Here is an 18327-nt window from a genome sequence, read left to right as displayed (position 1 = left end):
GCTTCTTCAGGGTTCTGGCAATCGGCGAAAGGCTGGTATTGTTAAGCACCTTTTCCGCATCAAATAGCCATCATCCGAATGGTCGATCAACTTCAGGATTGAATCTCACAGCATGCAACTTCGCGGCTTCAGCAGTACGTCCAATCGAATTTTCGATTTCATTAGCCTGTGGATTCTTCCCACCGGCTATTTCTTGCTCCTGTGCGCGCTGTTCTTTTTGCCGGGCCGAAGCCTGCATCACAAGCTGTTTTATGGACTCTTCAGCATTCCGACACTGATCGCGCTGTGCCTGCGCCCGCGTGAACTCAAGGAACTGTTGCGCGAGCCGATTTTCCTCGCGGTCCTGCTGTTCGCGGCGTGGGCCCTGCTCAGCCTCGCCTGGGGACCTGGAGGCGAGCCCTTCGGTGGAATGCTGAAGCCGCCACTGCATACCCTGCTGCTGTTCGCCGGCTGCTACCTGCTGGTGCGCTATCGCAGCGATATCCTCCAACCGTTGCTGTTCGGCGCGGCACTGGTGGCCCTGATCGCCACGACCATTTTCCTGCTCATGTTCGCCCGGGTCTACGAACCGGGGATGCGCCTGATCGGCGGTGGCGCCTTCGACAATCCGCTGCTCAGTTCGCACCTGTTCGGGTTCTTCAGTGCCTACTGGCTGAGCGTGACCATGACCTGCAAACGCCGCCAGATGATGTGGCTCAGCGTACCGGCAATGGCCATCATGTTCATGGCGGTGATCGGCACCGGCTCCAGAACGCCGCTGGTGGCACTGACCATGGCGGCGCTGTGGCTGTGCTTCATCTGCTGGAACCGACGCTCGGTCGGGCTGCTGATCGCGCTGGCCCTGAGCGGCGCGGCCGTTCTTGGTCTGTTTGCGCAGATGATCACCGAGCGCGGCGATTCCTACCGCCTGGAAATCTGGCAGAAAGTGCTGCACATGATTGCTGATCATCCGTGGATCGGCCATGGCTACAGCGCCAGTCTTGCCGTCGACCCAGGTAACGGTGTCAGCTTCCAGGAGCCGCACAGCTTTGTCCTGGGTGTCCTGTTTTACGTCGGCATCATCGGCCTGCTGCCCTGGTTGTTTTTCCTCGGGTGGGGGCTGCTGAGCAGTTGGCGCCAGCGTGTGCAGCCACTGCTGATCATTGCCTCGACCTGGCTGGTATTCGGTATCGGTGCCGGGCTGACCGAAGGCGGCGGAATCATTTCGCGGCCCAAGGAGCACTGGTTCCTGCTGTGGATCCCGCTGGCACTGATCGCGGCGCTATGCATCAATCAACGCGCGCGGCGCCTGTTGACCCTGCCGGTGCAAAAACTCACGGCGACAGGCCTTGAGCAATTGAGCAGCGCAGCCCAGATCATTGAAGAAGATGGCCTTGGCCCGAAAGTGCTGCGCCTGTCCGACGGCAGCTTCCTCAAATTGTTCCGCCGTCGCCGCTGGTACACCTCCGGCAGTTTCAATCCTTACTCCGAACGCTTCGCGGTCAACAGCGAACAACTGCGCCAGAAGGGCATTCCCACACCGCAAGTCTTGAATCTGTACCGTCTCGACGACGGCAGCAGCGCGGTGCACTACGCACCCTTGCCGGGGCACACCCTGCGCCAGGTGCTGCAAAGCATCACGGCCCCGGCAGTGCGCCAGGCGCTGGTAGAGCGCTTTGGCAAATTCATGGCGCAATTGCACGAGAAAGGTGTGTATTTCCGCTCGCTGCACCTGGGCAACGTACTGGTACTGGAAGATGGCGAATTCGGGCTGATTGATCTGGCCGACCTGCGTATCTACCCTACCCCGCTCAGTCTTTCTTTGCGCCAACGCAATTTGCGTCATATGCAACGTTACACTGTCGACAAACGCTGGCTGTTCGAGGATCACCTCGATGCGTTGCTCCAGGGGTACGCCATGACGGCGTCTAAATCCGCGGTTGAAAATCTGCACAGGCAAGTGCTGGCCGGCAACACACCGGCCCGAGTTCACTGATGACCGAAACCAATCCTGTATTTGCGCTGGCCGCCTATCTGCTGGCCATCGTCACCTCTGCCCTGCTGTTGCGCGCGGTGCCGAAAATCGCTCGGCACCTGCAGCATTCCGGCGAAAGCCGCTATGCCAGCATCGACGGCCTGCGCGGCTATCTGGCGTTTGGCGTATTCGTGCACCACTCGATCATTACCTGGATCTTCTTGCGCACCGGAGTGATCGACTTCCCCCCGAGCAACTTCTATTCGATGCTGGGCCAGGGCAGCGTTGCGCTGTTCTTCATGATCACCGGGTTTCTGTTCTGGAGCCGCCTGCTCGCCCAGGGACGCAACCACGACTGGCTGGCCTTCGGCGTCTCACGGGTATTTCGCCTGTATCCGCTGTACCTGCCGCTGATGCTGCTGGTGTTCGTTTCGGTCTTCCACTTGCAGAACTGGCAACTGAAAGAGCCTGGCCTTGAGCTGTTCAAGCAGATTCTCGCCTGGCTGACGTTCGACCGGCCGGACATCAACCAGTACCGTCACTCCGGCATGCTGATCTCCAACGTCACGTGGACGCTGGCCTATGAAGTGTTTTTCTACCTGGCCCTGCCACTGGCCGGGCTGGTGTTCATCTACCGCGGCAGTTGGTTGCAAGTGGTGCTGTGCCTGCTCGGCATCTACGCGCTGTACCAGTTCATCGGCTGGGAGCATTCGCTGAAGAAGCACTTTCTGGCGAGTTTTCTCGGCGGTATCGCGGCCGCGTACTGGATTCGCCGGCCGGCGCTCGTGGCATGGAGTCAGTCGCGCCTGGCAGGCATCATCGCCGTGCTCGCGCTGGTGATTGCGTTCACTGCGTTCAGTCGGGCGTTCAAGACGGCACCGCTGTTATTGCTGTCGCTGTTTTTCGTGATCGTGGCGTCCGGCAATAATCTGTTCGGTGTGCTGAAACCGCGCAGCATTCGCTGGCTCGGCGAGATCAGCTACAGCACCTACCTGCTGCACGGTTTCGTCCTGTGGCTGATGGTTCAACGGTTACCGCTGCTGCTGAATATCGATGCGCGGGAAACGTCGGTGTACCTGCCCTTGGTGGCCGTCTGCACGTGTTTGCTGATTCTGATCAGCAGCGCGACCTTCCTCTATATCGAGCAACCGGGCATGGCTGCCGGCAAGAAGGTTGTGCACTGGTTGCGCCAGCGCCAGAAGGGCGAAAAGCATCTTCCGGAGAAAGTCGCTCGCTGAGTGCGGGCGACCGTCGCCTCAGTCCTTTTCCAGCGGAGAAAAGAGCAAACGCCCCAATCCGCGCCAGGTTTTCTTGTTCCAGGCCTTGAACGGGATCTGTGCCAGCAGCTCGCGCGCCAGCTTGCGATTGCGGTTGGCGGTCTTGAGGAACATCGAGTTCAGCGCCTTGAAGCGCACTTCGTCGTACAACGGGTGATCGCTGAACAGCGCATAGGTGCGCAGAATGTTCTCGATCATGAAGCGATGGTTCTTGTACGAGTTGGTGGCGTGCTTGCGGTAGCGTGCCATCACCACGTTCAGACCGTCGATGAAGTAACCGGCGCGGGTCACCTTCAGTTCGATGTACAGGTCTTCAAGACGGATAGTCGGATCGAATCCTCCCACCTTCTCCAGCGCCTCGCGACGGATCATCAGGGTCGGTGCCGGTGGATAGGGCTTGCGCTCAAGGAACATGTCATCGAAATCGAGGCGGCGGAACGGCACGTCGCGACGCTGACGCTTCTCCGGGTAAAGGCTGCCGTCGGCGTGCATCAACTCGATGTTGCCGGCACAGATCCCGACTTCAGGCTTGCCATCCATGTACGCCACCTGGGTGGCAATACGCTCCGGATACATGATGTCGTCGGAGCCGAACGGCACGATCAGGCTGCCCTTCGAGCGGGCGATGGCACCGTTGAGGGTGTTGGTCAGCCCCTGATTCTGCTGCACACGAAAATCGAAACCATACTGCGCCTGCAACGCATTGATGCGCTCGACGCTGTCGTCCTTCGAACCGTCATCGACCACCAGCAGCTCAATGTTCTTGTAGCTCTGGTTGAGGACGCTGAGGATGCTTTCCTCAATGTACGGGCCGTGGTTGTACGAGGCGATAATGACGGTGACGAGGGCGTTTGCTTCGCTCGCGGCGTTCTCTTCGCTCATGGCTTTTTCTTCGCTCACGGCTGCTCCTTGCGAGCCTGCTCCAGGCCTGAATCGATCAGGTCCAGATATTCCTGACGGAACACCTCGATGTCGTGTTGTTCCTGTAGATAACGGTAGGCCTGCTCGCCCTTGGCCTTGAGTTCGTCATCGGACAGCGCCAGATAGTTATCCAGCGCCGCGACCAGACTCGGCACATCCTTCGGCGTAATTGCCAGCCCGCCGGCACCTTCGATCAGCGGCAACATGGCGGGCACGTTCGAGGCGATCACCGGCAGGTGACCGCTCATGCCTTCGAGCAACGCCAGCCCCAGGCCTTCGGCCAGCGACGGCATGGTCCAGATGTCGAACGCACGCACGTACTGCAGGGCGTTCTCCTTGAACCCCAGCAGGTGCGCGCGGCCGCTCAGGCCCAGTTGCTCGATCTCCGCCGCCAGTGGCGCTTGCAGGCGCCCGGCGCCGATGATCGCCAACTGCGTGTTCGGGTATTTGTCTTTCAGCGCGGCAAAAGCCTGCAACAGATAGGTGTGGCCCTTGACCGACACCAGTCGGCCCAGTGCGCCAATCAAACGCACATTCGGGTCGATGCCCAATAGCTCACGAGCTTTTTCGCGGCTGTGCTGCAAACCTTCGGCCTGCTCGATGTCGATGGCATTGGTAATGGCGTAGGTGTTTTGGTCAGTAAAACCGCAATCGCAGTCCAGCAGGTACTGTTTGACCGCCGGCGACACGCCGACGAAACGCCAGTGCCGATCAATCAGGCGCTGGGTCTGGCGGCGCCGGTAAAAACGATCGTATTCGCCGAAACCGTGGGAGATGCCGATGCACAGCGGCACCTTCAACCAGCGGTTGAGCGCGAGCATCATGTTCACCGGCTTGAAACGGTTGCAGATCACCACGTCGAACTTTTCCCGGCGGCAGAACTTGTACAGCTGCCACATCGCCCGCAGGCGCATGCCCTTGAGCGACTTGTCGGAAAACTCGAAATACACCGAACGGTCGGCCCGACTGACCGGCTCGCCCGGCCCCGGTTTGCCACGCAGGAACGCGGCGGTGACTTCATAGCGATCCGACGGCAACGCCTTGACGATCTGCTCGGCCAGGTCGGCGAAATCATGGGCTTTGACGTTGTAGTCGGGTTGCAGCTGCAACACCTTGGACCGTTGACTCATGACTCTCCCCGCTGATCGCCCGGTTCACCGTGCTTCAATAACCAGAACAATTCCTGGCGTCTGACCGCTTTTCGAAAAAACTCGTTTTCCCCATACACCGAGGGTGCCCGACCGGCCAGCAGGCGCTGAATCACTCGGCGCAGGCGGCGCTTGAACGGGGCCGGTGGCTGCAGGTCATGCATCATGCCCAGCGCCATGGCCTTGTCTCGCTGCTGTTCAATGGACAGTGGCAGGCACAGCGGCTGCATCGCCACGGTCGATTCGAAGGCCGGCGGCAGGGCAATGCCCTGCCCGGTGTTGCCCATCGGCCAGCGGTCGTTGTCGTGCAAATGGTTGGCGTAACCGAGCAGCGTCGGCTGCCAGTCCAGACCGTGCAAGGCCTGCAAGACCGCTTGCTGGGCGCAGATATGATCAGGGTGCGGATCGAGGGTAGGATGCGGCAATACGATCACGTCCGGGCGCGCGCGCAGCAGCACTTCACGCAGGTCGGCCAGCAGATTGTTCCAGGTCGGCGCGCCATCGGTGTCGCCCGGCAGGGTGAACGGATTCAACTGGCGAAACAGTCGCGTGTCGTTCAGGTCAGCTTCCCGCGAACCCACCGCCTGATTCGGCGCAACCTGCATCGCTGCCAGTTGCAGGCAGAAATAACCGAGCTGCACGCAGTTTTCCTGCGGCACGCCGGCCCAACGCGGCACGGCGAGGCTGTCCCAGGCACGCAGGCGACCCTTGAGCCGCGCCGCCTCGACTTTGTTCATGCCCATCTGCTGATAATGTTCGGCTTCGATCTCGCCAGCGGTCAGGGTGACGATCCAGGTTTCGTCGGCCTGACTGTACAAGCCGTAGGCTGCCAGCTCGGCATCGTCGGCATGCGGTGCAATCACCATCACCCGTTGACGACGGTAGTCCGGTTGTTCCAGCGCCCACAGCACCGGCTCGCCGGCCACCCGGCAGAACCGTCCGCGCAGACGCAACTGGCCTTGCGACAGGGCTTGCGCCTGACCGCTGAGGTTCAGGTAACGCACGCCATTGGCGCCGCGCTCGAAGCTTTGCGCATCCGGATTCGTTCCGCCGAGCAGTTCGACGCGCGGATCGAAGAAGCGTCCGAGCCAGCTGCTTTTGACCCGCACCGCGAGAATCAGCGTGGCCTCGTCCACCAGCATCACGCCCTCGTCCAGGCGCAATCGCTCGCCGTTCAGATGAACCTTCGGCTGCGGAGTGAATGGTGGAAAGCTGTACTGGTAATCGTCTTTCGGCGAATAGAACAGATGATCGGCAAACCACGCCTCGTGGGCGATCCAGCCGAGCACCGCAAGCACCAGCGGCAACCACCACGCGACCAGCACACCGAGCGTGATCAACACGATCAAGGCGATCAGCAAGGTGATGCGTTTATTGCGACGATGACGCTTGAGCAGTTGCTGTTTGCGGCTCATGGGCTGACTCATACGGTGAACACCGGCACAGGATTGCACCAGCGATCCTTGTATTCACGGTCGGCGCGACCGAAGGAGAACCGCAGCGGCTTGTTCAGTGCTCGCGCGTGTTCCCAGGCACTTTGCGTATTGAGGAAGCTCAACACACTGCCGGGGCTGAATTCGCGGGTTTCGGGATCGACACCGCCGTTGATGTACTCGACGCTGATCCACTCCGGCGCTTCGACGCGGTACACCAGCTGGATCGCGATCGGCGCATCGTTGAGGAAGATCACCGAGCCGATCAGCAGTTCGCGCAGCAGCTCGATGACCTCGGCCATGCGCGCCGCGCCTGTGGCCGGGAAACCCCAACGGCGCTGGAACAGATCACAGTAGATCACCGCCAGTTCGGCACTGGAGAACTCGCTGACCGCACGCACCACACCGCCTGCCTCTTCCAGCAGGCGCAGTTCGCGACGCTGGTTGTAGCGAAATTTCTTCGACAGCTCTTCGGGGGTACGGGCCATGGCCAGTTGTTCGGTCTGCAACTTGATGCCGCTGAAGCGGTTTTCGTTGAGCGCTGACAGATAGCGTGCGCGATGACGCAGCGGTGCCTGGGCATCGACGGCGGCCGGCAGGATCAGCTCGGCGTTACCGAGGTCGAACAGGCCTTTTTTGCCACTGCGCTTGAGCACGTCCTTGGACAGCGCCAGATCGCGCCCCCAGGTCGGAATTGCCGCTTTGACTTCACCGCCCTGCTCCCACGCCAGATAGCGCACCGGGATGCCGGCCAGCGCGGCCAGACGCTCGACCACCAGCGGATGGGTCGCGACGCTGCCGCCAAAACGCTGCCAGGCGGTTGCATAGGTGGAGGCGTCAACGGGCGACCAGCCACGTTCGCGCCAGCCTTGAAATCGGTTGAGCATCAGCCCCTCGGTGCCAGATCGGTAACTTGCGGCAGACGCCAGAAGGTGTCGCGCACCGCACGGTCGGAGAAACGCTCACGCAGGCGATCGAGCATCAGTTCGGCGCACTGCCGGCGCTGCTGATCATCCATACCCGCCAAATGTTGCAGGCCTTGTGCCAGGTGTTCGGCATCGCCCAGCGGGAACAGAATGCCAACGCCTTCGACCACTTCCTTCGCCCCGCCACACGCGGTGGCGAGCAAAGGCACGCCGGCGGCCATGGCTTCAAGCAGCACCATGCCGAACGGTTCGTGATCAGAGCTCAGGGCAAACACATCGAAGGCGCGGAAGTAATTGCGCGCCTCCGGCACCTGACCGAGAAACAGTACCCGGTCACCGATACCCAGTTCGCGCGCCAATTCCTTGAGGTCCTGCTCCAGACGGCCCTTGCCGAGGATCACCAGTTGGCTGTTGCCCGGCAGCCCCGGCAACGCCGCGGCAAAACCGTGCAGCAACGTGGCCTGATCCTTGTCCGGGTGCAGCCGTCCGACGTTGCCAACAATGAATGCACCCGCCGCCAGCCCGAGGGTCTCGCGGGCTGCGCGAGCCGACACCTGACTGGCCTGCAAGGCTGGCACGTCGATGCGGTTGTACAGGGTCTGAATGCGCGTGGACGGCCATTTCGGCAGGCAACGACGCATGTCGTCACGCACCGCGTCGGACACGCCAAGCAGGCTCAGGCGCTTGCGGAAAATCTGCGCGAACAGCTTGCGCGTGGCGCGCTTGTAATCGTCAAACGCGTGATGCACGCCAACCACCGGCAGCGACGTGCCGAGCAAAGCGATGTAGATCGGCTTGAAGCGATGGGCGATGCAGAAACTGAAATTGCGTGAAGCGGCGATCTTGCGCAGATCGCCGATGGCGCCCAGCTTCAGGCCACGAATGGCCTTGGAGCTGTATTCCATGAACAACACTTCATCGGAAGCACACGCTGCGGCCACCTCGCTATCGGCGGCCCCGGTCAGAAAGACCGTGGTCACCCGATAACCGGTGCCCGCGAACAGGCTGGCGTACTGCCGTGCGCAGTCGAGGAACGGCCCGTCATAGCCGTGACAGAACTGCAGCACATGGCGTTCAGCCGAGCGAGTCATAAGCGTTTGCGCCCTCTTTGACCACCAGAATGTCTTCCATGATCAGGTACTGCAGATCGGAGCCGAAGAACATGTTCAGGGCGTCGGTCGGCGAGCAGATCATCGGTTCACCACGACGGTTCAACGAGGTGTTCAGCGACACGCCATTGCCGGTGAGGTTTTCCAGCGCCTTCATCATGTCGTAGTAACGCGGGTTGTATTCGCGCTTGAGCACCTGGGCACGGGAAGTACCGTCTTCGTGGACGACTTCCGGCACGCGGGTCTTCCACTCTTCCGCCACTTCGAAGGTGAAGGTCATGAATGGCGCCGGATGATCGATCTTGATCATCTGCGGTGCAACAGTGTCGAGCATCGACGGGCAGAAAGGCCTCCAGCGCTCGCGGAACTTGATCTGGTGGTTGATGCGGTCAGCCACACCGGCAATGCTCGGGCAACCGATGATCGAACGACCACCCAGTGCACGCGGGCCGAACTCCATGCGGCCCTGGAACCAGGCCACCGGGTTGCCATCGACCATGATCTTGGCGATCTGCTCCGGCATGTTGTCGAGCTTGCGCCAGGTCGGCTTGTTCTCGTGACGGGCGCAGGCGGCGATCACGTCTTCGTTGCTGTACGACGGGCCGAGGTAGACGTGTTCCATCTTCTCGACCGGCACGCCACGGGCGTTGGACACATAGGCCGCCGCGCCAACCGCGGTGCCGGCGTCGCCGGATGCAGGCTGTACGAACAGCTCTTTGACGTCATCGCGGGCGATGATTTTCTGGTTGAGCTTGACGTTCAACGCACAGCCACCGGCGTAGGCCAGCTTGCCGGTTTCCTTGAGCACGTCGCCCAGGTAGTAATCGATCATCTGCAGCGCGATCTTCTCGAACAGCGCTTGAATGCTCGCGGCGTAGTGGATGTACGGTTCGTCGGCGATGTCGCCTTCGCGCTTGGGACCCAGCCACTCGATCAGTTTCGGCGAGAAGTAGTAACCCTTGCCCTTCTCCTTGTAGCGACGCAGGCCGATCACGTTGGCGTAGTCGGTGTTGATCACCAACTCGCCGTTTTCGAACGAGGCCAGACGCGAGAAGTCATATTTGCTGGCGTCGCCGTACGGCGCCATGCCCATGACCTTGAACTCACCGTCGAGCATATCGAAGCCAAGGAACTCGGTGATCGCGCCGTACAGGCCGCCGAGGGAGTCCGGATCGAAGAATTCCTTGATCTTGTGGATCTTGCCGTTTTCGCCATAACCGAAGAAAGTCGTGGCGTATTCGCCCTTGCCGTCGATACCGAGGATCGCGGTTTTCTCTTTGAAACCCGAGCAGTGGTAGGCGCTGGAGGCGTGAGCCAGGTGGTGCTCGACCGGCTCGATCTTGATCTTCTTCGGATCAAAACCCAGTTGCTCCAGGCACCAGACGATCTTGTTGCGATAACGCTTGTAGCGACGGTTACCCATCAGGATCGCGTCGAGTGCACGATCCGGGGCGTACCAGTAACGCTTGGCGTACTGCCAGCGGGCCTTGCCGAACAGGCTGATCGGCGCGAACGGAATCGCCACCACGTCAACGTCGGACGGCTTGATACCGGCCTGTTCCAGGCAGAACTTCGCCGATTCGTAGGGCATGCGGTTCTTTGCATGCTTATCGCGGACGAAGCGCTCTTCTTCAGCCGCCGCCACCAGCTTGCCGTCGATGTACAAGGCGGCTGAAGGGTCATGGCTAAGGGCGCCGGACAGGCCAAGAATCGTCAATGCCACAGGGTCTAGCCTCTTTAGTCTGCATTCAGGCGCGATGCGCCTTGAAAATTGATGTGCCCTCGCACCGGGCGAGAGACAGCTAAAGGGCGGGATTATAGCGTAAACGTGGCGGGAATGACCCTGTGCGAATTACCCCAGGTTGATTGGGCCGGATAAACCTTGTGCTCAGGCTCAATAACCGCGCTGCCGCCAATAGATACCAAGGTTGCCATCACTGGCCTGACGATAAATCGTGTACGGCAGCACCACCGTGTCCAGCACACCCGACAGTGGCAGATCCAGCAGCACGAATGGCAGCAGCACGCCTGTCGGGTCAGGCGGGGCATTGAGTACGCAGAAATCGAATGCCAGACCGCTGTAGATCCGCGGGATCGATTGGCAATAGGTTTTCTGCTTGCGCATGTCGCGGGCGACGTCGGCGTCCATTTGCAGCACCGAGGCGGCGGTGCCGCAACCGGATAGAACCCATGAGCAGGCGCTCAGGGTTACAGCCTTTTTGATGGTCAAGATTTGCCCTCCGAAGTGGTCAGGGCAAACTAGCATCGAGGCTGGAGCGGGCACAGTTCATGGCTTCCGGAGAAGCTGTAGGACAAGTCAGTGGTGCTTGTCCGTCATTGCTCGAGGGGGGATTTCTTGAGGATTTAGAGCCTCATCGCGAGCAGGCTCACTCCTACAGGGGAATGCAATCCCATGTGGGAGTGAACTTGCTCGCGAAGGCGGCTCAGGCCGCGCTGGAGATGTCCTTGGGTAGCCGCTGATCGATCACCTGATGTAACGCGCTGCTCTCGGGCCAGTTGCGCATGAACCGCGCTCGATCCCGCGCATAGGCCGGCGCGAAACTGCTGGCAGAGGCGTGCTGACACATCGAATCCAGGTCGATCAGCGCCCAGCGATCCTCCTGCCAGAACAGGTTGTGACCCTTGAAGTCGCCATGGCTGATGCGCTCGGCGATCAGCCGTGAAAACAGCTGATCCAGCGCCAACAACTCGGACTCCGGCGCAGTGCCGCTTTCGACGTACGGTGCGAAGCGCTCGATGATGTCCGGGCCCGGCAGGAACTCGGTCACCAGATAGGCTCGACTGCGCAGCCACAGAAAGCGCTTTTCCAGCACGGCCAGCGGTTTGGGAGTGGCGATGCCGAGGAACGCCAGGCGATTGCCTTCACGCCACGAGTGCCAGGCGCGGCTCGGGCGCCAGAAACGTTTGAGCCAGTGCGCAAAGCCTTTGATGTTGTAGCGTTTGATCACCAGCGTGCGCCCGGCCACTTCAACCTTGCCGACGCTCGCCGCACCGCCGGTCTTGTACAGATGGCCCTGATCGAGCAACGCATCGGCTTGATCCAGCACCGGCAGCATCGCTGCTTCTTCCTCGCGACGGATCGCCCGCAGGCCAAACGCACCGCGCTGCACACTGAACAGGGTGCACTCGCGGCCGACCTTGATCAGGTAATCCTTCAGGCGCCAGGCGCGAACCTTGGCGATCTGCTTCTGCAGTGCCTCTAGCGGCAGCGCGTGCTCGCTGTTGCTCAGCAGGTAATACACCAGCAATTCTTCGGTGAACGGCTCCAGCGACTTGGGCAACTGGGCGAAAAACACCCCGAGGTTTTCCAGCACCTTCTGCCGCGACAACGGCTGACCGGTGGTCTCGGCGCAAATTCCGGCGCCATCGATCAGGTACAACTGACCGTCATGGCGCAGCAGGTTGTCCAGGTGCAGATCTTCCTGCCACAGGCCCTTGCCATGCAGTTGACCGATGGCCCCCAGCGCTTCGGCCAGTACCGCCGATTGCTCGTCCGCCAGCACTGGCAGCGACTCGACCTGCTGCCAGGTGTCACCGAGGCTTTCGGCGTTTTCAAGGAATTCGAATAGCAGCCAGCCGCCCTCGCCGTCCTGCAGGCCATCGGCCAACAGCAACGGCGTGGTCAGGCCCTGGTCGGCGAGCAACTTTACGCCCGTCAGCTCGCGCTGAAAATGCCGCGCAGCCTTGCTGCCCACCAGCAATTTGGCCAGCACCGGCCGCCCGCGCCAGACCCCGGCACCGACATAGCGCTGTCCGGGCAACACTCGCAGCAGGCTCAGCAACTGCAGATCCGCAGGGCCTGCCGCATCGGCGAGAGTGATCGTCAGCGGCAGACTCGGCGCACGTCCGGCGTTTTTCAGTTCGGACAACCGCATCAACGGGTCTCCTTGCGACTGCGACGTGCGGTCAGTCGCGAAACCCAACTGTCGACCAGCGAACTGTCGATTGGCTGATCGAGATAGGCCGCGAGCAACTCGCGCAATTGCGCCTCGCTCCATTCCGGCGCGCGACGCAGCAACGGCTCCAGATCCTTGACCCGATCACGCAGACCGAACAGCAGGGGCCGGGTCTTTTCCAGGTCGATCAACTGCGCCCGATAGCGCTCGCCATCAGCCCGCAAAAAGATGTGTTTGGGGTAAAAGCAGCCGTGCACCTGACGTACGCCGTGCAGCTGGCGCGCCAGCTGTCCACAGGCCCGGAGAATTGCCGAATGCTGCGCAGCGGTCAGCTCGGACCAGCGCTGCAACAGCGAATCGAGGTCATCCCAGCCGTCGAGGGCGCGGGTCAGCAGGATCGCGTGGACGTCGCCCTTGACCTTGCGCTCACCGAAGAACGCCGCCTGCAACGCGGGAATCCCCAGCTTGTTGTAGCGGCTGATATTGCGAAACTCACGGGCAAAGCTGGGTTCGCCGAACGGCGCGTGCAGGGTGCGGGTCAGGTAATTGCTCTGACGCTTGAGGTAGTAGGCCTGCCCTTCCAGCTCCAGGCGAAACACGCTGCTCCAGCCACCGCCATCGGTGTTCGGCTCGTCCACCGCTTCGAGCTGTTTGGCCCAGAGCGCATCGAAAGTGCCGAGGCCATGACGCTCAAGCAGCGCCCGGTCTTCAGCGGCCAGGAAATCAGTCATTCGCGTCCCTCGAAAAATCTCACCACGTGACGAATCCGTTTCTTGTCGGCGGCATTGAGCCGGTCACGTCCGCGGTATTGCAGGTAGAAGCGCAGGCGCTGGGTGTTCGACAGGTGATATTTGGCCACTTTGTCGAGACAGGCCAGGTCCTTGGTGATGCGGTACTTGAGCCAGAAGCCGCGCCAGAAATCACCGTTCGGGCAGTCGATCAGAAACAGCTGCGCCTGATCGTCGATCAGCAGGTTGCGCCACTTCAGGTCGTTATGGGTAAAGCGCTGATCGTGCATGGTCCGGGTGTAAACCGCCAATTGCCGGCTGATGCCATCGACCCAGCGGCGATCCTTGAGCTTGGGATCTTTACGGTCGGCCAGCGCCGAAAGGTCCTCGGTGCGCGGCAGCTCACGGGTGATCATCGCTCCACGGGCATAGGCGGCGCCACGCCGCTCCAGGCCCCAGCCCACTACTTCAGCGGTGGGAATACCCCATTTGGCGAAGCGTTTGAGATTCTGCCACTCCATCTTCACCCGGGGCTTGCCCAGGTAACGGCGCAAACCCTTGCCCGCGCCGACGTAGCGCTTGACGTAGTAATTGACGCCGTTGCGCTGCACACGAATGACTTCGGACAGCGGATCGCGGGTCAGGCGTTCACCCTGCAGGGCAAACACCGCTTCGAGGCTGCCGAAATCTTCGGCCAGATCGCTGTACTGCGGCTCCAGAGTCCAACCCGCCATCAGAGCGCATCCCCGTAACGCTGTTTGCGCGCATAGAGCTTGTTGGCCTTGCCTTCGAGCCAGCTCAGCAGCGGTGCTTCTTGCGCCAGGATCTGCCGCAGCGGCTGCTGGAAATAGCCTTTGAGGAAGCGCAGTTTGTCGCGGCGGGTCAGGCCGATGTCCAGCGCCGAGAAGTACAGCGCCGCCAGATCCTTGTTGCGCCAACGCTGAGTGATCGCCGGGCGGGTCTGGGCGCGATGCAGGTCGATCACCGAGAGCTTGAAGCTCTTCGGGGTGATCGGCTTGTCGGTGTGCAGCAGAAAGTGGCAGATGTAACAGTCGCGGTGGTTGACCCCGGCGCGGTGCATCATGCCGGTCATGCGTGCCACCTCAGCGATCAGCGCACGCTTGAGCGTTGGCTCTGGCGGCTGCTTGACCCAATCAATGCTGAAGTCTTCGAGGCTGATGGTCGGCGCCAGCTCTTCGGTAACGATGAACGAATGCTGATCGGCCGGGTTGCTGCCCTTCTCGCCATAGGCGACCGCAGTCATGGTCGGCACGCCGACTTCCTGCAGACGCTGGATCGCCTTCCACTCCTGACCCGCGCCGAGCACCGGCAGCTTGGCGGTCAGCAGGTTCTTGAAGATTTCCCCCCAGCCGATGCCACGGTGGATCTTGACGAAAAATCCGTTGCCGTCGACTTCCGTGCGCAGCGTCCGTCGAGCTTCCAGCTCGCGATAGACCTCGCCCTGCAAGCCTTCGACTTCAGCGAACGGGTCGCGTCCGGCCCAAAGGCTCTTGAACGGTTCAGCCAGCATCAACTTCATTTAAGCGTGCTCCGCCAGAATCACATCGGCCGCGTGTTGCGGCATGCTGTAGAGGTCGGCCGTCTCGGCGAAGGCCAGACCATTGCGGCTCCAGGCCGCGCGTGCAGAGACGTCGGTCAACATCTCGGTCAGGTATTGGGTGAGTTGCGCCTGATCGAACGGCTCGTCCAGCACTCGCCCGGCGTCCGCCTCGGCAATGTAATGGGCGTAACCGCAGACCGCGCTGACCAGTACCGGCAAACCGGCGACCAGCGCTTCGAGCAGCACCGTACCGGTGTTTTCGTTGTACGCCGGGTGGATCAACAGATCGGCGCCGAGCAGGAAACGCGGGATATCGCTGCGGCCCTTGAGGAACGTCACGTTGTCGCCCAGGCCCAAAGTTGCACTCTGCATCTGGAACAATTTGGGGTCATCCTGGCCGATTACAAACAGCCGGGTGCGTTTCTTCAGCTCCGCCGGCAGTGCGGCCAGCGCCTTGAGGCTGCGATCGACGCCCTTGGTCTTGAACCCGGAACCGATCTGCACCAGCAGCAGTTCGTCATCCTTGAGGTTGAATTCGGCGCGGAAACCGGCGCGAATCTCATCGGCATCCGCCGGCCGGCGACGGTCCTGGGCAATGCCCGGCGGCAGCAGGTGGAAGCGCTCAAGCGGCGTGTCGTAGTGCTTGATGAACAGCGGCTGCTGCACTTCGGAAATCATCAACACTTCGGTTTTTGCGTCTTTGGCGAACACCGCGCGCTCGTACTCGGCGAAGTGGCGATAGCGGCCCCAGCGGCGGTACAGCGAGTGACGCAGGTTCTGCGCCTTGTCTTCAAAGCAGCCGTCGGCGGCATAGTAGGCGTCCAGCCCCGGCATCTTGTTGAAGCCGATCAGCCGGTCCACCGGACGCCTGGCCAGGTCCGCTTCCATCCACGTGCTGAGTTTCTCGTTGCGACGGTGGTTGAAGAACGCCTTGACCGGCGCCACCAGCACTTCGAACCCGGGCGGCACGTCGCCTTCCCAGATCAGGGTGTAGACGCGAATCTGGTGACCGCGCTTCTGGCATTCGAGGGCGATGCGCATGAAGTCGCGCTGCAAGCCGCCGAACGGGAAATATTTGTACAGGACAAATGCCAATTGCATCAGCGCAGCTCCTCAGCCATTAACAACGTGCTCAGTCGGCTGGCGACACGCTCGGGATTCACACGCGTGAAGCACAGAGGCTGCTCGCGTTTCAGGTCAAACTGACGGGCATCCTGCGCAGTCGGTTGGTAAGTGCATTTCTTTTGCAGGCAAGGGGCGCAGGGGAAATCACTGGCCATGTGAATCTGCACCTTGCCGTAGGCGCCGGTCAGGCCCGGGTTGGTCGGACCGAACAGCGAAATCGTCGGCACGTCCAGCGCAGCCGCCAGATGGCCCAGGCCGGTGTCGACCGCCACGCAGGCCTGGGCACCGGCCAGCACTTTACCGACGCCGGCCAGGTTCAGCTTCGGCAACACTTCGGCGTGCTTGAACCCGGCAGCAATGCGCTCGGCGCGGGCTTTCTCCAGCGGATTGCCCCACGGCAGTTTGACGCCGACGCCAAGATAGCCGACCCGCTCGGTCAGCTCGCGCCAGTAGGCTTCCGGCCAGTGTTTGGTGTCCCACGTGGTGCCGTGCAGGAACACCACGAAGGCGCTCTTGCGTGGCAATTCCACCAGACGCTCGACGTTGAGGCCGTAGTCGCCCAAGCCTTTGGGCAGGTCATAACCCAGGGCGATGGCGAACAACTGCCGCACGCGCTCGACGGCGTGCTGCCCCCGGGCCACGGCCAGTTTGCGGTCATAGAATCGTGCAGCGATCGGCTCGCGCGCCGAACCTTTGTCGAGACCGGCCACCGGGGCTTTGACGTAGCGGGTCAGCCAGGCACTTTTCAGCAGGCCCTGAGCGTCGATCACCAGGTCGTACTTGCTGGCACGCACGCTTTGCTTGAAGCGCTTCCACTCGCCGCTCTTGATGGTCTGCCAGAGGTTCTTGCGCCAGCGGCGGATCGCCACCGGAATCACTTTGCCGACGGCCGGGTGCCAGGTCGGGATCTCGGCGAAGCCTTCTTCCACCACCCAGTCGAACTTGATCCCGGGGATGGCCCGGGCCGCATCGGTCAGCGCCGGCAACGCATGAATCACGTCGCCCAGCGATGAAGTCTTGATCAGCAATACCCGCAACTTATTGAACCTCGACCACAGAGCCCTGCAGTTTCTGCAAGGCATCGTTGACCGCGTCCGGCATCAGCTGGCGCAGGCAGTTGTAATGGCCGAAACGGCAGGTGCGATCAAAGCAAGGGCTGCAATCGAGACCCAGCCGAACGATTTCGACGTGCTCGGCCAGCGGCGGAGTGAACCCCGGCGAAGTCGAGCCGTAAACCGCCACCAATGGGCGGTTGAGTGCGGCGGCGACGTGCATCAGGCCGGAATCGTTGGATACCACCGAGTCGGCACAGGACATCAGGTCGATCGCCTCGGCCAGCGAGGTGCCGCCACTGAGGTTGACCGACTCTTCACGCAGGCCGGGAATCAGCCGCGCGCGAATGTCTTCGCCCACTGCATGATCGTTTTTCGAGCCGAACAGCCACACCTGCCAGCCTTCGCGAATCCGCGCTTCAGCGACCTTGGCATAGTGCTCGGACGGCCAGCGCTTGGACTCGCCGAACTCGGCGCCGGGGCACAGGGCCAACACCGGGCGGTCGAGGGTCAGACCGAACTTGGCCAGCGCCGCTTCGCGGGTCACCGGGTCGATTTGCAGGCTCGGGCGCGGATAGGGTTTCGGCAGCTCGGCGTTCGGCTCATAGGCCAGCGCCATGAAACGCTCGATCATCAGCGGATAACGCTCTTTATCCAGCGCACGCACGTCGTTGAGCAGGCCGTAGCGGAACTCGCCGCGCCAGCCGGTGCGCTGCTTGATGCCGGCAAAGAACGGCACCAGCGCCGACTTCAGCGAGTTGGGCAGCAGGATCGCCTGATCGTACTGGCCGGCCAGCGACTTGCCGATCCGCCGGCGCGTCGCCAATTCCAGCGCGCCGTGGCCGAGCGGAAAGCTCAAGGCCTTGCGCACTTCGGGCATACGCTCAAGGATCGGCCGGCTCCACTCGGGGGCCAGCACGTCGATTTCGCATTGCGGGTGGCGCTGTTTGAGACACTGAAACAGTGTCTGCGCCATCACCATGTCACCGACCCAACTGGGCCCAACGATCAGAATATTCATGTGGTTTCCATAAACGAACCGGGGAGGCATTTACGCCTCCCCGCCTCGAGAATCACAGTGGGAACACCGGCGGCTTGCGATGGGTCATTACCTTCAACATCACTGTCGACAGTCACTCCGCTATCGCGAGCAGGCTCGCTCCCACATGGTTTGTT

Annotated in this window: 16 protein-coding genes; 2 read left to right on the top strand and 14 right to left on the bottom strand. The window is 61.5% G+C overall.

What is annotated here, in order from left to right; translation table 11 throughout:
• The first annotated feature begins 112 nt into the window (after window positions 1–112).
• Window positions 113–1975: a bifunctional O-antigen ligase/aminoglycoside phosphotransferase family protein gene (locus QMK55_RS15935; protein WP_102355555.1), complete on the top strand. Its 1863-nt coding sequence runs from the start codon at window positions 113–115 to the stop codon at window positions 1973–1975.
• Entirely contained in the window at window positions 1975–3192 is a 1218-nt protein-coding gene (locus tag QMK55_RS15930) for an acyltransferase family protein (protein WP_102355556.1), read from the top strand. Before QMK55_RS15935 ends, QMK55_RS15930 begins: the two co-directional genes overlap by 1 nt.
• Window positions 3193–3210: 18 nt before the next feature.
• Here the strand turns inward: QMK55_RS15930 and QMK55_RS15925 are convergent, their stop codons facing one another.
• The 14 genes from QMK55_RS15925 to waaF all read right to left on the bottom strand — a co-directional run bounded on the left by QMK55_RS15925 (window position 3211) and on the right by waaF (window position 18172).
• Window positions 3211–4113 carry a glycosyltransferase gene (locus QMK55_RS15925; protein WP_102355634.1) on the bottom strand — a complete coding sequence of 301 codons (903 nt, stop codon included), beginning with the start codon at window positions 4111–4113 and terminating at the stop codon, window positions 3211–3213.
• Between the two features lie 14 nt (window positions 4114–4127).
• On the bottom strand, window positions 4128–5282 hold the full coding sequence (locus QMK55_RS15920) for a glycosyltransferase family 4 protein (protein WP_025110200.1): 1155 nt from the start codon (window positions 5280–5282) through the stop codon (window positions 4128–4130).
• Window positions 5279–6715, bottom strand: coding sequence for a PIG-L deacetylase family protein (locus tag QMK55_RS15915; RefSeq protein WP_102355635.1), 1437 nt, complete (start codon window positions 6713–6715; stop codon window positions 5279–5281). The genes QMK55_RS15920 and QMK55_RS15915 overlap by 4 nt, the downstream gene beginning before the upstream one ends.
• 8 nt (window positions 6716–6723) lie before the next feature.
• Complete coding sequence (locus QMK55_RS15910; RefSeq protein ID WP_102355557.1) at window positions 6724–7620, bottom strand: antimicrobial resistance protein Mig-14; 897 nt, start codon at window positions 7618–7620, stop codon at window positions 6724–6726.
• The gene (locus tag QMK55_RS15905; protein WP_320329538.1) at window positions 7620–8750 is read right to left on the bottom strand and encodes a glycosyltransferase; all 1131 of its coding nucleotides are present in this window, start codon (window positions 8748–8750) and stop codon (window positions 7620–7622) included. Before QMK55_RS15905 ends, QMK55_RS15910 begins: the two co-directional genes overlap by 1 nt.
• A complete protein-coding gene (locus tag QMK55_RS15900; protein ID WP_102355559.1) occupies window positions 8734–10491 on the bottom strand; it encodes a carbamoyltransferase in 1758 nt (585 codons plus the stop codon). The genes QMK55_RS15905 and QMK55_RS15900 overlap by 17 nt, the downstream gene beginning before the upstream one ends.
• Window positions 10492–10662: 171 nt before the next feature.
• Entirely contained in the window at window positions 10663–10998 is a 336-nt protein-coding gene (locus tag QMK55_RS15895; protein WP_102355560.1) for a YceK/YidQ family lipoprotein, read from the bottom strand.
• Between the two features lie 214 nt (window positions 10999–11212).
• Entirely contained in the window at window positions 11213–12664 is a 1452-nt protein-coding gene (locus QMK55_RS15890) for a lipopolysaccharide kinase InaA family protein (protein WP_102355561.1), read from the bottom strand.
• Entirely contained in the window at window positions 12664–13416 is a 753-nt protein-coding gene (locus QMK55_RS15885) for a lipopolysaccharide kinase InaA family protein (RefSeq protein WP_320329537.1), read from the bottom strand. The genes QMK55_RS15890 and QMK55_RS15885 overlap by 1 nt, the downstream gene beginning before the upstream one ends.
• Window positions 13413–14147 (bottom strand): lipopolysaccharide kinase InaA family protein, encoded by a 735-nt coding sequence (locus QMK55_RS15880; protein ID WP_102355563.1) that lies wholly within the window; start codon window positions 14145–14147, stop codon window positions 13413–13415. Before QMK55_RS15880 ends, QMK55_RS15885 begins: the two co-directional genes overlap by 4 nt.
• Complete coding sequence (rfaP, locus tag QMK55_RS15875; protein WP_320329536.1) at window positions 14147–14953, bottom strand: lipopolysaccharide core heptose(I) kinase RfaP; 807 nt, start codon at window positions 14951–14953, stop codon at window positions 14147–14149. Before rfaP ends, QMK55_RS15880 begins: the two co-directional genes overlap by 1 nt.
• Window positions 14954–16075, bottom strand: coding sequence for a glycosyltransferase family 4 protein (locus QMK55_RS15870; RefSeq protein ID WP_320329535.1), 1122 nt, complete (start codon window positions 16073–16075; stop codon window positions 14954–14956).
• Window positions 16075–17136, bottom strand: a complete 1062-nt coding sequence (gene waaC / locus QMK55_RS15865) for a lipopolysaccharide heptosyltransferase I (RefSeq protein ID WP_047600759.1) — start codon at window positions 17134–17136, stop codon at window positions 16075–16077. The genes QMK55_RS15870 and waaC overlap by 1 nt, the downstream gene beginning before the upstream one ends.
• Before the next feature lies 1 nt (window position 17137).
• Window positions 17138–18172 carry a lipopolysaccharide heptosyltransferase II gene (gene waaF / locus QMK55_RS15860; RefSeq protein WP_102355566.1) on the bottom strand — a complete coding sequence of 345 codons (1035 nt, stop codon included), beginning with the start codon at window positions 18170–18172 and terminating at the stop codon, window positions 17138–17140.
• Between the last annotated feature and the right edge of the window lie 155 nt (window positions 18173–18327).

The sequence above is a fragment of the Pseudomonas sp. P8_229 genome, from assembly GCF_034008635.1.
GTDB lineage: Bacteria > Pseudomonadota > Gammaproteobacteria > Pseudomonadales > Pseudomonadaceae > Aquipseudomonas.
Note: the sequence above shows the minus strand (reverse complement) of the source record. Positions and strands in the feature narration are given on the sequence as shown.

Coding starts and splice junctions, on each gene's coding strand:
- QMK55_RS15935 (WP_102355555.1), top strand. CDS start 113: ATGCAACTTCGCGGCTTCAGCAGTACGTCCAATCGAATTTTCGATTTC.
- QMK55_RS15930 (WP_102355556.1), top strand. CDS start 1,975: ATGACCGAAACCAATCCTGTATTTGCGCTGGCCGCCTATCTGCTGGCC.
- QMK55_RS15925 (WP_102355634.1), bottom strand. CDS start 4,113: ATGAGCGAAGAGAACGCCGCGAGCGAAGCAAACGCCCTCGTCACCGTC.
- QMK55_RS15920 (WP_025110200.1), bottom strand. CDS start 5,282: ATGAGTCAACGGTCCAAGGTGTTGCAGCTGCAACCCGACTACAACGTC.
- QMK55_RS15915 (WP_102355635.1), bottom strand. CDS start 6,715: ATGAGCCGCAAACAGCAACTGCTCAAGCGTCATCGTCGCAATAAACGC.
- QMK55_RS15910 (WP_102355557.1), bottom strand. CDS start 7,620: ATGCTCAACCGATTTCAAGGCTGGCGCGAACGTGGCTGGTCGCCCGTT.
- QMK55_RS15905 (WP_320329538.1), bottom strand. CDS start 8,750: ATGACTCGCTCGGCTGAACGCCATGTGCTGCAGTTCTGTCACGGCTAT.
- QMK55_RS15890 (WP_102355561.1), bottom strand. CDS start 12,664: ATGCGGTTGTCCGAACTGAAAAACGCCGGACGTGCGCCGAGTCTGCCG.
- QMK55_RS15885 (WP_320329537.1), bottom strand. CDS start 13,416: ATGACTGATTTCCTGGCCGCTGAAGACCGGGCGCTGCTTGAGCGTCAT.
- QMK55_RS15880 (WP_102355563.1), bottom strand. CDS start 14,147: ATGGCGGGTTGGACTCTGGAGCCGCAGTACAGCGATCTGGCCGAAGAT.
- rfaP (WP_320329536.1), bottom strand. CDS start 14,953: ATGAAGTTGATGCTGGCTGAACCGTTCAAGAGCCTTTGGGCCGGACGC.
- QMK55_RS15870 (WP_320329535.1), bottom strand. CDS start 16,075: ATGCAATTGGCATTTGTCCTGTACAAATATTTCCCGTTCGGCGGCTTG.
- waaF (WP_102355566.1), bottom strand. CDS start 18,172: ATGAATATTCTGATCGTTGGGCCCAGTTGGGTCGGTGACATGGTGATG.